Origin of the sequence: Bradyrhizobium sp. URHA0013 (assembly GCF_000518345.1) — a bacterium.
In the GTDB taxonomy this organism is placed as follows: domain Bacteria; phylum Pseudomonadota; class Alphaproteobacteria; order Rhizobiales; family Xanthobacteraceae; genus Bradyrhizobium.
Genome location: NZ_JADK01000006.1, coordinates 507,361 through 520,863, shown reverse-complemented (window position 1 = coordinate 520,863; position 13,503 = coordinate 507,361). Strand labels below are relative to the sequence as shown.

At 65.3% G+C, this 13,503-nt stretch carries 9 protein-coding genes; 1 reads left to right on the top strand and 8 read right to left on the bottom strand.

Translation table 11 applies throughout. The annotated features are described in order from the left end of the window. The coding region (locus tag N551_RS0110115; protein WP_027566887.1) for a DUF1522 domain-containing protein at positions 1-771 on the bottom strand (771 nt) is incomplete at its 3' end. A gap of 319 nt (positions 772-1,090) precedes the next feature. On the opposite strand from N551_RS0110115, the gene flbT reads away from it, so the two are divergent. Continuing rightward, positions 1,091-1,531, top strand: a complete 441-nt coding sequence (gene flbT / locus N551_RS0110110; RefSeq protein ID WP_027566886.1) for a flagellar biosynthesis repressor FlbT — start codon at positions 1,091-1,093, stop codon at positions 1,529-1,531. A gap of 101 nt (positions 1,532-1,632) precedes the next feature. Here flbT and N551_RS0110105 read toward each other — a convergent pair whose 3' ends face one another. The 7 genes from N551_RS0110105 to N551_RS0110075 form a co-directional block, all read right to left on the bottom strand. Further along, on the bottom strand, positions 1,633-3,129 hold the full coding sequence (locus N551_RS0110105) for an aspartate aminotransferase family protein (protein ID WP_027566885.1): 1,497 nt from the start codon (positions 3,127-3,129) through the stop codon (positions 1,633-1,635). Next, the gene (locus N551_RS0110100; protein ID WP_027566884.1) at positions 3,126-4,379 is read right to left on the bottom strand and encodes a RimK family alpha-L-glutamate ligase; all 1,254 of its coding nucleotides are present in this window, start codon (positions 4,377-4,379) and stop codon (positions 3,126-3,128) included. The genes N551_RS0110105 and N551_RS0110100 overlap by 4 nt, the downstream gene beginning before the upstream one ends. A 1-nt stretch (position 4,380) precedes the next feature. Beyond that, positions 4,381-6,030, bottom strand: coding sequence for a hypothetical protein (locus N551_RS0110095; protein WP_027566883.1), 1,650 nt, complete (start codon positions 6,028-6,030; stop codon positions 4,381-4,383). Then, on the bottom strand, positions 6,020-6,802 hold the full coding sequence (locus tag N551_RS0110090) for a hypothetical protein (protein WP_027566882.1): 783 nt from the start codon (positions 6,800-6,802) through the stop codon (positions 6,020-6,022). Before N551_RS0110090 ends, N551_RS0110095 begins: the two co-directional genes overlap by 11 nt. 71 nt (positions 6,803-6,873) lie before the next feature. Continuing rightward, complete coding sequence (locus tag N551_RS0110085; protein ID WP_027566881.1) at positions 6,874-9,252, bottom strand: flagellar hook-associated protein; 2,379 nt, start codon at positions 9,250-9,252, stop codon at positions 6,874-6,876. Between the two features lie 21 nt (positions 9,253-9,273). After that, complete coding sequence (gene flgK, locus N551_RS0110080; protein ID WP_027566880.1) at positions 9,274-11,157, bottom strand: flagellar hook-associated protein FlgK; 1,884 nt, start codon at positions 11,155-11,157, stop codon at positions 9,274-9,276. Between the two features lie 35 nt (positions 11,158-11,192). Beyond that, positions 11,193-13,445, bottom strand: coding sequence for a flagellar hook-basal body complex protein (locus N551_RS0110075; protein ID WP_027566879.1), 2,253 nt, complete (start codon positions 13,443-13,445; stop codon positions 11,193-11,195). Positions 13,446-13,503: the final 58 nt, after the last annotated feature.

Genomic DNA, 13,503 nt, shown 5'->3' with positions numbered 1-13,503 from the left:
CAAGAGATCGTTGACGGTCGCGGTGGCGAGATAGACGGTGGTGTTGCCGCTGCCGTCGGTGACGAGGTTGCCGCTGACGCCCGAACCGCTCGGAACGGCGGTCGACGCCGGAGCCGCGCCGCTGCGGAACGTGATGGTCTTGCCGTTCACGGTCACCGTGTCGCCATCGGCAGGCTGGGCGTTGCCGGCCAGGCCGGTCGCGGTCGTGCCGTTGGTGGCGATCAGGGTGATGGCGCCGGTCAGGGCCGTGGTGCCGTCACCGGCCGTCGCGCCCGTGCTTGCAAAGGAGCCGATGGTGGCGCCGAGCGTCGTGGTGCCGGTCGCCGCCGTGGTACCGCCGGCCGTGCCGTTATACACGACGTTGCTGCTCGCGGTCGCGCTGGCGAAGCTGGTCGTGCCGCGCAGGTCGGCCGATGTCGCACCGGCGATGGTGGTGGAGACGTTGGACTTGGTGGAGTAGCCGACGGTGGTCTGCAGCGCCTGGTTGGCGATCGACTTCGCAGAGTCGATCAGCTTCTGCAGCGAGGTGATGCCGGTGTTGGCGGCCTGCAGCACCTGCACGCCGTTGGCGATGCCATCGAGCAGATTGTTGATGTCGCTGGCGCGGTTGTCGAGCGACTGTGCCGTGAAGAAGTTGGTGGGATTGTCCAGAGCCGAATTGACGCTCTTGCCGGTCGACAGACGGTTCTGCGTGGTGGCGAGAAGATCAGCGGTGGACTGGAGGGAGAGGAGGTTCTGACGAACCGAGGAGGAGAGAACGATACCGGACATTGGGTGTTACCTTTCTGGTAAACGACGCTTACTGTTACGCGTCTGCATGGATCGAGTGACCCAGCGACCGGCGGACCGTGGGGCGGAGTCCTCTAACGAAACATGAAATGAAATCGGCGCTTTTGCTGAGTCGGCGCGCGATTCGGCCCATTCGCACACTCGCGACGCCACGCAGCCGGGCGTTTTTGGCCTTGATATGATTGAGTTTTTCCGCGGCATCGGCCGGGATTTACAACTCGTTAACTAGTCTTGATGGAGTATTGCGCCCTGATCCGCCGCAACACACGCTCGGTTACGAAAGCGTTGATGGAGAACAGGCATGGCCCTCAAGGTCGAGCTCAGACCGCACGAACGCATCATCGTCGGTAACTGCGTAATAACCAACACCGACCAGCGCGCCCGCCTTCTGATCGACGGCGACAACGTGCCGATCCTGCGCGAGCGCGACATCCTCACGCCGGAGACCGCCGACTCGCCCGCCAAGCTCGTCTATCTGGCGGTCCAGCTCATGTACATCTCGCCGGATCCACAGACCCAGCACGGCACCTATTTCAACCTGGTGCGCGACATCGTCACCGCGGTGCCGAGTTCCTGGCCGATCATCGAGGGCATCAACAACAACATCCTCAACGGCGACCTCTATCGCGCACTGAAGGATGCCCGCAAGCTGATCGCCTATGAGGAGAAGCTGCGCGGCCAGTTCGAGGCCACCCATCCCAAGGCCGAAGCGGACAAGGACGACGTCAGCACCGCCGCCTGATCCCACGCGTTCGCGGGCCCACGCCGCGCGAACGACCGACCTGAAACGATAACGGCCCCGGATCGCCTCCGGGGCCGTTCTCGTTTCAGATATGCATCGAGCTACTGTGCCGCGAGCGGCGGCGCCTCGACTTCGATCACTCCCCCGCTCCGGCGTCCGCCGAATTCCAGCACGGCGGCGACAAGCGCGTCGATGTCGGACTCGTCGGTACGGTGATTGACGATCGCGGCGCGGATCGCAAACCTGCCGTCCAGCGTCGTGCTCGAGGGCGCCGCGATACCGGACTCCTGGATGTCGGCGGCGATCTCGCGATTGACCTCGTCGGCAGCGCGGTAACGGAAGCAGACGATGTTGAGATTGACCGGCGCCAGCAATTCCAGCCGCGGCTCAGCGAGAATGCGCGTCTCCAGATATTTCGCCAGCGCACAGCTTCGCGCGATCACCGCACCAAGCCGATCGGTGCCAAACGTCTTCAGCGTGAACCACGTCTTCAGCGCACGGAAGCCGCGCGACAGATCGGGACCGAGATCGCAGGGCCAGATCGCGCCGGCCGCAAGTCCCCTCGCCTCGCGGCGCAGATAGGCCGCGGGCTGCGCAAAGGCCTGCCGATGCTGCTCGCCGTCGCGCACCAGCAGGAAGCCGGCGTCATAAGGCACCTGTCCCCATTTGTGGAAGTCCAGCGCAATGGAATCAGCAAGCTCGATGCCGCCCAGCAGCGGCGCAAGTTCGGGCGACAGGATCGCGAGCGCACCGAAGGCGCCGTCGACGTGAAACCAGATTCCTTCCTCGCGGCATAGCTGCGCGATCGCCTTGAGATCGTCGACCGCGCCGATATCGACCGTACCGGCGGATGCGACGACCAGGAACGGTTTGAATCCGACCTCGCGATCGATCGCGATCTGCGCACGTAGCGCGGCAACGTCCATGCGATGATCGGCATCGACGCCGATCTTGCGCAGCGCGTCGCTGCCGAGCCCGGCGATGTCCATCGCCCTCGAGACGCAGCCATGCGCGGCCTGCGACGTATAGGCGGTGAGAAGCGCACCGTCATTGCCGATGCCGTACTGCCGCGCCAGCGTGCCGAGCGCGCTCGTACGTGCCACCAGTACTGCCATCAGATTCGCCATCGACGTGCCCGTGACGAAGATGCCGCTCGCGCTTTCCGGGAAGGCGAACAGGCGGCACATCCAGTGGACGATCTGGCGCTCGACCTCGATCGGCATGTGGTCGCGGCCGCCGAGATTGGCGTTGAGGCCCGCCGCGAGCATTTCCGCGACCATGCCGACCGCTGTGCCGCCGCCATGCACCCAGCCCATGAAACCGGGATGGACGTTCCCGGTCGCGTAGGGCGCGACATGTTCGGAGAAGTCGCGATAGACGTCGGCGAGATCGCTCGCCTCGCGTGGCACGTCGGCCTTGAATGCCGCACGAACGCCGTCGGGGATCGGCTGCCACACCGGACGCGCGCGAACGTTGGCGATGCCGTCGATCGTCTCGTCAAGCATGCGATGGGCGAGCGCGCGAAACTCGCTCCAGTCCTGCGGATCGAGCGAAGTATGCGTGACGGAGCTTTGCGGGTTGCGGATGATCTCGTTCATGCTGCACTTTCCTCGCCCGCTCGCGCATGCCGCGACAACATCGCCGTGAATGCCGCAAAGATCTTGCGCATCTGCGGCGGCTTGTACGGAAACACGGCCGGCGGATCCATGTTGTGCACGACGGCGGTGTTGTCGGCTTCGAAGACCAACAGCTCGCGGTTCTGGTTCTCGGCGCAATCGACGATGAAGTAATCGAGGCCGACGCGCCTGCTCATTTCGTCCAGCGCGATTTTGTGGCGCGCAGCGAACGCATGGTCGAAGTCGAGCATGAAGACGGCTTCCTCGGCCCGCTTCTCCTCGCTGAACGCCATGAAGGCGTTGAGATACCAGATGTCCCAGCGATCGGCGATCGCCATGTGACATGCATAGGGTTTGCCGTCGACCATGGCGAGACGATATTTGCGGTAGAGTGCGTCGGAACTCGCATAGTCGACGAAGCGCGCGACGAAGAAGTCCTGCTCTTGCCGCTCGGCAAGATAAGCCGCGAGCGCCACCGCGTCGTCGAGCTTGGCAAGCCCGACGCCGGCATGCGTGCCGCGCGGCCGCACGATCATCGGAAAATGCAGTTCGCCCGTGATCTCCTCGCAAACGATTTTGCCTTGCGAAAGCTCCGACAATTGCGCGCGCGTCGTGGGGGCGGTCACGGGAATGTCGAGACCGGGCACGCCCGCCAGCAACCGATACAGCTTGTCGCGATCGAGATTACCGATGAGATCGGGGCGATTGAGCAGCGGCCTCGGCCAGTGTGGCGCGGCCTTCTCGATCAGCGCGAGCGCCTCCCGGCACTCCTCGGAATCGGACGCGATCACGATGGCGACGTCGTGCTCGGGCAGAGTCTCCGGCAGGCCGATGCCCTTGACTACGTAGAGCGTCAACAGCTCGATGTCGGAGTCTTCAAGCAGGAAGTCGATCGGCGTGTTGCCGCCCATGTCGATATCGGCGGCGAGCGCGAGCACGCGCAACCGGGGTTTGGCAGCAGCGCAAGGCGTACGAAACAATTGGTGGAAGGAGAGCACCTCGGTCTGGATCACCAGCCCGGCCTCCTTCTCGCCGAGAAGCTGGGCAATCAGCGAGAGATCGAGGCCTTCGCCGGCCTCCGCCGTCCCCTCCTCGATCCGCGCCAGCAGCCGCTCGCGCAACGGATGCAGGTCGCCGCCCTCAAAGGCGCGGCGCGTCAACTGCGCAAAGCCGATGCGGTCGGCATGGTTCGGCGCGGTCATACCGCTCGGCGCGGAAACTGGAAGTTGCATCTCACACCTCGAACGCGGACTTTGCCGGCACGGCCGCAACCGCGCCACGGTCAAGCAGCAGCTCGATCTTCACCAGCACATGGGCGATGCGATCGAGAACCTGCTGCACGTTGCGTTGCGCCTGCATTGTATCCGGCGACCACGCCTCGGTCACCAATCGTGCGCCGACGCAGAGGCGCAACACGGCCTGCGGCGCGCTGTCCTGCCGCTCCAGTCGGACCGGCTGGCCGACGAGACAGCGCTGGGCGGCCACTTGCCGGTCCCCCGCGCTGCCGCTGATCTCCTCGGCCATGTCGCACGCCAGCGCCCGATGCACGGCGCTGGTCTCGGCGATCGAGACCGGCTTGCCGCCGCGCAGCAGCGTGAACGGAAAGATCGTGGCTTGTGCGAATTCCTCGTCGTCCGGGCCTGACTTCTCGATCGCGGTGGGAACGGCGCGAAGCGACGGCGACAACGCGATCATGCTGTCGATGCCGGCTGCAAGCTCGGCCAGCATCCTGGCGCGGAAAGCCCCGGGCACGGCGTAGTAGCTGCCGATCTCGGCCAGCGCCGCCTCCCAGCGCAGCCATTGACCGAAATTCGGCCGGCGCTCGAAGCGCGAGCGTAGCGTCGTCCACGCCACCGGCCAGTCGCAGCGGCCGGCATAATCGAAGATGCCAGGCGCGATCGCGCCCATCCGGTCGATCGACCGCGACAGGCCTTTCGGCAGCAGCAGCGCACCGCTGAAGGCGGGCCCGCCGAAGAATTTCGAGCCGGTGATCAGCACCATGTAACCGCGGTCGAGATAGGCGCGCAGCCGCCGGCGGCCGAGCCGCGCCTGACAGGCATCGACGACGATTTGAACCTTGCGCGGCCAGCGCCGCGCGATCTCATCGAGACAGGCCTCGCTTGGGGCGCGCCAACCGAGCTTTGACGAATCCATGATCTGCAACAAAACGCGGCGGCCTTGCGCGAGGCTGGTCTCGACCGCCCGCAGCACCGCGGCATCGGCATCGGTGCGCATCGCAATGCCGGCCGCCATGTCGATCAGCGGCACAGCAATGCTGTCGCCGGCGAGCCCCGTCACCGCGCCGTCCTTGCGCACGGCCATGCCGCCTGCGGTCATCGTGCTGAAATGGTGGCCGCGTGCAGTATGCGGCGTTCCGCTTCCGGTCTGGTCGGCGCCGACCACGATCGTCACCGGCGCCGCGCCGAGCACTGCGCGCGCCACGAACAGGGCGTGAAGCTGGGAGTCCGTGCCGGACGGCGAGAACACGACGTCGATGCGCGACGAGAGCGCAAGGTGGCCGCGCAGCTCCTCGCGCATATCTTCGCAGCGGGCGTCAAAGGCGATTTCGACCTCGTCGAACAGGCACTTGTGCATCAGCTCTTCGCGCGCCAACGCGGCACGGTCATAGGCCATCTGCGAGATCGTCGACGCGGTTGCGGAGGCGAAATTCCAGAGCTCCGGCTCCGGTGAAGCCGCGCAGCCATAGACGTTGACACGGTCGTTCGGATCGAGCGCCAGCCGCGGATCTCCGCCGGAGGCGAGCAGCGTATCCAGCGGTGTGAAGAGATCGCGCAGGCGATAGCGCGAGCCGCCGTCGGACGCGCGCTCGCTGGCTGACAGACGGGATGCGCCGGCGCTCATCCCGAAAGGCTCACGCCGCATCGGCCGCCGCCGCGGGCGCCGGTGCGAATTGCGAGGTGATGTCGCCGTGGAACACCGACGGTCCGACGTGATCGAGCGAGCTCTGGATGTCGGCCCAGATCTCGCCGCCGATGTCGGTCCAGCGCTTGCAGAAGGCGAAGTCCTCGGACAGATAGGTGCCGGTCGCCGCATCGATCATGCATTCGAACAAGGCAAACCGGTTCTGGCTCGCCGCCAGCGTATCGTGCGAATGCTCGCGGAAGAATTGCAATGCCGCGTAGTCCGGATGGCGGCACATCGCCTCGAGCACGGAGCGCCGGATCATCAGGAAGCCGGTGCCGGCGTAGCGCACACGGGTGAATCCGTTCACCACCACGATGCGGTCGGGGTCCTCGATCTCGAGCACGTAGTCGAGCGATGCGGCCGGCACGTCGGCGCGGCCGGACTGGATCGCCCGCGCGGCCTTGTCCCAGTTGATCCGCTTGATCGGATAGCAGCCGGCGACGACGTCCGCGCCGCACTCGATCAGCCGGAACACCTGCTCCGGCTTGAAGCCGATGTCGGCATCGATGAACAGGAAATGCGTCGCTTCGGGATCGTCCAGGAACATCGCGGCCAGATTGGCCCGCGCGCGCGTGATCAGCGCATCGCCGTCGCGCAGCAGCACCTTGAGCTCGAGATTGGCCATGCCGTGCACGGCGCGCTGGAGCGCGAAGATCGAGCTCGCATAGATGCTCGTCACCTGCCCGCCGAAACATGGCGTGGCCACCACCAGTTTCATCTTCTCCGACATCGTCAGCTCCGCCCCGCTGCAATCCTCACCAAGAGGTAAAGAGGCATGGTTAACGGCGCCTTAACGCCCGCTTACAGGAACTTGACGAGCGAGAGCTGCGCGAGGTTCGAGGTCACCTGGTAGGACGCCTGGAGTGCATTCTGGAGCGACAGGATCTCGCTCGCAACTTGGTCCGGCGGCGCCGACTCCGCCTGGTCGATGATAGTCTGGAGCTGCGCCTTGGCCTGGGTCTGGCGCGTACCCGCGTCCTTCATGGTGTTCTGGGCCATCGCGATGTCGGTCTGGATGTCCTCGATGCGCTGCTGGCCGGGCTGCTTGGTCAGGGCCTGCGTCACCCGCAGGCTCAGTGCGGCGACCTGCCCGCCCGAATACTGCCCGGTCGGCGAGGTCGAGAACGTCCCGAACACGGCGACTGCCTGCAGCTCCTTGCGGATCGCGTCCTCGTTCGCCTGCGCGCCATACTGCACCGTGACGGAATCGTCGACCCGGGCCATCGCGGTGGAGCGCGGCGAGCCGGGGCCGTCATTGCCCAGGTACCATTGCACGGTGGTGGCCGAGCCGTTCACCAGCGTCGTCGCCGAGCCGAGGGGCGACGAGCCGACGCGCAGCGGAGCCTTTGTCGCCGTGACCGGGGAGGTCGTGAAGCCGAGCGCCGCGAACGCCGTGCTGTTCGAGCTCGTGATGTTGAGGCTCCCGGGATCGTCCGTGTTGATCGTGATCACGCCGCCATGGATGGTCGACGGCTTCGTGGTGCCGGTGATCTGATCGATCTTGCCAAGCAGAGTTGTGATGCTGTCCGTGATGTTGATCTGGTTTGGGCCGCTGGCGCCCGAGGCGACAAAAGTCAGCGTCTGACCGTTCACCGTGATCGTATCGGGATTAACGGCAGGCGGACCCGCCGACCCCGCCTGGAACGCCGCTGAGAGGACTTCCGGGCCGCCCGTGGTCGCAGTGCCGCTCAGCACAGTTGAACCGGTGATCTGAGGCGTCGACGCCACGCTGCCGCGCGTCACGCTGCTGAGACCGAGCGCCGTGGCCGCCGCGCCGCCGGTGACCGCCACGTCCGTGCCGGTGCCGGTCGCGATCTGGATATTGCCGCCGGCGCTCAGAGTCACGTTGGCGGCGGGGATGCCGGCGGCAGTCGCGATTGCATTCAGGATATCAGACACCTTCGCGGCGCTGCCCGAAGCCAATCCGATCGTGGTATTGCCGCTAGCCGTCGTGACAGTGGTGACGTTAGGGTCGAAGGTAATGGTATGGGCGCCGCTCGCGCCGGTGATGGTCAGGGTGGTACCGGTCGGAGCGTTGGCGAGCGCGTTGAGAATGGTCCCGTTGAGATGGGGTGTCGCCGAAGAATCGAGCGACGTGGTCGTAGACGCAATCGCCAATGCGCTGTCCTGCAACGCGACCGAGCCCGTCCCGGTCGTCGAGGTATAGGAGCGCAGATTGCCGGTGGCCGCCACATTCGCGGTGGCTGATCCCGCCGTATTGAAGAAATTGTCGCCGGCGGTGACGGCGGAGGCCGCCACCAGCGAGGTGCCGGCGAGCTTCTTGATCGCGGTGTTCAGCGCGGTGTTGAGGTTCGTCGCCGTATTGTTCGGGTTGACCGGGACGCTTGCATCGATGGCAAAGCTGCCGACAGGCGTCGGCGTCGCGGTGGACGCCGTCAGGTCAATCTGCTCGGTCGAGCCATCGGGCAGCGTGAACTGCACGCTGAGCTTGTCGCCATTTTTCGGATTGACGCCGTTGAGGTCGACCGAGAACGACACCGGCGAGCCGCTCGGGCCGGTGACCGTCGCGCCGGTCAGCGTCGAGGAGACTGCAGCGATCTTCAGGCCGAATGGCGATACGGCCGCGTCCTCCGACACCATCACAGAGCTCGGCGTCGGCTGTGGCGTCGCCAGCACCAGCCGGCCCATGCCGTTGGCGCCGAGGTCGGCGGCCTGGCGCTCCGCCATGACGGTCTTGAAGCCCGCCTGCGTCGTGGTGCCGTTGATGATGTCGCCGGCATTCGCGACCGACGGCGTGTTGAAGGCGGTGCCGGAGAACAGATAGCGGTTGCCGGACTGCGTGTTGAGAACGCCGACCATCGAGCCGAATTGCGCGGCTGCGGTGTTCTGCGCAACCGTCTGGCCGTTGACGTTGAGATCCTGCGCGGTGTTGGCCGAGCCCGTCTGCACCGTGTTGCGGATCGTGGTCAGCGACTGCAACGCGGTATTGGCGAGGTTGATGCTGACGTTGACGTTGGTCATTGTGTCGGTATAGGCGGCGATGTTGGAGAGTTGCGCGCGCCCGGCGATCGCAAAGCCCTCGTTGGTGCCCATGCCGGAATAGTTCTGCGACAGCTTGCCGGTCGAGAGCTGCGTCGACAGGTCGGTGAGCTGCTGGTTGATGTTGCGGATCTGCGAGCCGAGAACCGACGAGGAGTAGTTGATGCTGCTGATCGACATGTTTCAGAGCCCTGTTACTTGTTACACTTGAGCCTGGAGCAGCGTGTTCATCATGCTCTGCACCACCGACATGACATGAGCGTTGGCGGCATAGGCATTCTGGAGCTGGATCAGGTTCGACATCTCCGAGTCCAGGTTGACGCTCGCGGTCGAGTTGAACTTGGCCTGCAGCGTCGAGACCACGACGCTCTGGCCCTGCTGGAGCTGGGTCGCCTGGGTCGCGGCATTGCCCTGAACGCTCAGGAACTGCTGGAGGTAGTTCGAGACGCTGCCGGTGAAGGGCTGGCTCGCCGAGCCCAGACCGGATTGCGGCGAATAGGAGAACACCGCCGAGGTGAGCTGCGAATAGAGATAGTCCGAGCGCGCGGTGTCGCCGGTGGGCGTCACCGGCGAGGTGTTGTAGATCGACAGCCTGGTCGGGTCGGTCGCGAGCTGCGTGTTCACGGCGATGCGCCCGGCAAGGCCGGTCATCTGCGAACCCGATGCCGTGATCGCGCCGGTGTAGAGCGCCTGGCCGCCATCGGTGAACAGCGGCAGTTGCGGATTGCCCGAGGTCAGCGACGAGATCGTCTTGGTGATCGAGGCCGAATTGACCTTGGCGAGGCCGCTGTTGTCGTCGGTCACCCGCAATGTAGTGGCCGTCGCCGGCGACGGGGCGGCGGCGAACGACAGATGCGAGCCGGAAAGTGCGGTGTTGAGCGCCGAGGCGATCGCGCTCATGCCGCCGGAGAAGTTCACCCCGATCTGCATCGGATTGGCGTTGGTGGGGTTCTGCAGCGGCAGCGCCGCCGGATCAGTTACGTTGACCAGCGTGACCTGTCGCTTCGTGTTGGTGGTCGTGTCGGTGTAGCTGAAGTTGACGCTGTTGCCCGGCGCCGCCCCGGCAAGGTCGAGATCGAAGCCGGCCGGCGGGCCGGTGACCGTGCTGCCGGCCGTGGTCTTGTCCGACAACGCGCTCGACATCGTTGCGGCGAACTGGTCGATCTGGTTCTGCGCCTGCACCAGCGTCTGGTCGCGCAGCTTCAGATCGGCCGCGATCTGGCCCGAGGACACCACGTTGTTGGCGATGACGTCGACCGAGGATCCGTTCGGGAGCTTGATGTTGAACGCCCCGACGCCGGATTTGGCCGGATCGATGTTGTAGAGCGAAGTCGCCGACAGCGCACCGGCGGACGCAAAGGTGAATTGCGAGGCCAGCCCGGCGCCGACCAGCTGGATACCGGTGGTGGTGTAGATGTTGGCCTGATTGGACCCGTCGGTGGTGACGTGGACGTCGACATATTTCGACAGCGTGTTGATGGCCTGGTCGCGCTGGTCCATCAGCGTCGCAGCCGAGGGGTCGTGTTCCGACAGGCCCTGGAGTCTGGAGTTGATGTCGGCGACTTGCTGCATCGCCGCGTTGGCCTGCTGCGCCGAGGTGCTGAGATCCTGCTCGACGTTGGAGCGCAGCGACTGGATGCCCTTGGTGGTGAGGTTGAGCTGCTGCGCCAGCGTCTGCGCGGCGCCGAGCGCAACCGTTTGCGCCGACGACGAGCCCGCGTTGGTCGACAGCGCCTGCAGCGCCGTGGTGAAACTGTTCAGCGCGGTTTCGAGCGTACCGCTGTTGCCGGGCGTGCCATAGACATTCTGAAGCTGCTTCAGAATGTTGGCCATCTGGTCGGCGTAGCCGCCGCCGCCGGTCTCGGTGCGCAGCTGCTTCTGCACATAGGTGTCGAGCTCGCGGCTGACGCCGGTCGTCGTCACCGTCGAGCCGAAGTCGCCGGTGGTGACCTCGATCTGGTTCGGCGTCTGGACGACGTAACCCGGCGTCTGCGAGTTGGCGACGTTCGAGGAAACGATCGAGAGCGCAGCCTGATTGGCACGCAGACCGCTCATCGCACTGGCGAGGGCTGAACTCAAACCCATGTTGACTTGCCGCCTTTGGTTACGTCACGCCTCAATCAGCGCAACACGTTCAAGAGGTCCTGCACCATCGTATTCGCCGTCGTGATCACCTTGGTGTTGGCCGAATAGGCCTGCTGGGTCACGATCAGCTTGGTGAATTCGTCGGCGATGTCGGTGTTCGAGCCTTCCAGCGACGAGCCGCTGATCGAACCGGAAGCGCCATCGATCGCTGCGCCCGACTGTTCGGTCGCTGAGTATGCGCCGCCGTCCTGCGCCTTCAGGTAGTTGGTGCCGTTGAAGTGCGACAACGAGACCTGTGCGAGGTCGAGGTTCTGGCCGTTGGAGAAAGTCCCGACCACGAGGCCGTTGTTGTTGACGGCGACCGAGCGAAGCTGACCGGCGGCATAGCCGTTCTGGGTGATGGTGTTGATGGTGACCGCGCCGCTGGTGCTGGCATATTGGGTCAGTCCGCCCGAGGAGATGTTGAAAGAGACCGAGCCCAGCGACTGGCCGCTGACGCTGACGTTGTTGATGGTGATCCCCGAGCCGCTCGGCGAGGTCAGCGAGCCGTCGGCGGCAAAGGTGAAGGCCTGGCCGGTATTGACCCAGCCGACGGTCGTGCCGGTCGCATTCGGGTCGGTCTGGTAGAACATGTTCCAGCTATCGGCATGGCCCGCGCCCAGCGAGGCGCTGTCGGTCTTGGCCCAGCGCAATTGCAGGTTCACCGGCGTGCCGGCCGCGTTGTAGGCGGTCACCGCGCCACCGCTGATCGATTCCTTGGTGAAGGTGGCGATGTCATTGCCGATCACGCCGCCGGTACCGGCAACGCCACCACCGTCACGATTCTTGGTGATGGTCGAGGTGAAGCCGAGCGCGGCGAAGGCGGCGCTGTTGGAGCTCGCCACCGACAGGTTGGAAGCTGTGCCGGTGTTCAGCGTGATCACGCCGCCACTGCTGACCGACGACCCCGTTGCACCGGAGAGCGCGTCGATCTTGCCGAGCAGCATCGTGATGTTGTCGGTGACGTTGATTTGGTTCGGGCCTGACGCGCCGGCGGCCATGAAGGTCAGCGGCTGACCATTGACCGTGATGACGTCGCCGGCGGAGAAGCCCGATGTGATCACCTCGGCGCCGCCGGCCGCCGCCGCGCCGCTCAGCACCGTGGCGCCCGAGATTGCTGGGGAGGACAGCACGTTGCCGCCGCGCGTTACGCTGCTGATGCCGAGCGCCGTGGCCGCCTGGCCGCTACCAACCGGTACGTCGGTGCTGGTGCCGCTGGAGATCACGATGTTGCCGCTGGGGTTGAGCGATGCGGTAACGCCGGCGCCGCCGGCCAACTGGATGGCGGAGATGATGCTGGCCACCGTGGCCGTCGTGCCAGCGCCGAGACCGATCGTGGTGTTGCTGCCGGCCGTCACGACAGTGGTGCCGCCGTTGAACGTGATCGTGTTGCCGTTGACGGTCAGCACCTGGCCGCTGAGCGCGGTGAGGGTGGTGGAGGCGAGATGCGTACCCAGGGCGTTGTCGAGCGAAGTTGTGGTCGATGCGACCGCCGCAGAGTTGTTCTGGAGCGCCGCTGTGCCGGTCGCCGTGGTCGACGAGTATGGTGAGCGAATATTACCGGTCGCGGCAGCGCCGGACGTTGTGGCGTTTGCATACGGCGGAGGCGGCGTGCCGACCGGCAGCGGGTTGGCCGCGAAGTCCGATGGGTTCAGTCCGCCGGCCGCCAGGAGCGTCTTGGTCGCCGCCGTCGTGCTCGCCACGGTGTTCGGCTGGGTCGGCAGGTTGGCCGCGTACTGGATCGAGGTGGTCGCCTGCGCCGGGATGAAGTTGTTCTGGAATTTGAGGACTGTCGCAACGTTGCCTTGCGGGTTGCCGGTCTTCGGGTCGACCGTGACACCCATCAAATAGTAGCCGGCGCCGTTGACCAGATTGCCGTTGGCATTGAGCTGGAAGTCGCCACGCCGCGTGTAATAGGTGACGCCGCTGAACACCGGCGCGTTGTCGACGACGCCCGTCGCCTTCTGAATCGAGAAGAAGCCGTCACCGGTGATCGCCATGTTGGTGGCGACGCTGGAGCCCGAGATCGTACCCTGCGTGGTGATGGTGGCCTTGGCGTTGGCCGTCACGCCGCCCGCGACCTGCTTGCTCGGGACCGATGAGTCGGGAATGAGATCGACGAAGCTGGTGCCGATGCCCTTGTAAGCGGTGGTGGATGAGTTCGCGATGTTGCCGGAAATGTTCTGCAGCGCGTAGGACTGCGCCTGCAGGCCACCCACCGAGGTGTTCATTGCATCGAAGATACCCATAACTTTGTCTCCAGATCCGATCTCGGCGGCCGGTCGACCATGGCCGCAGTCGGAGGAG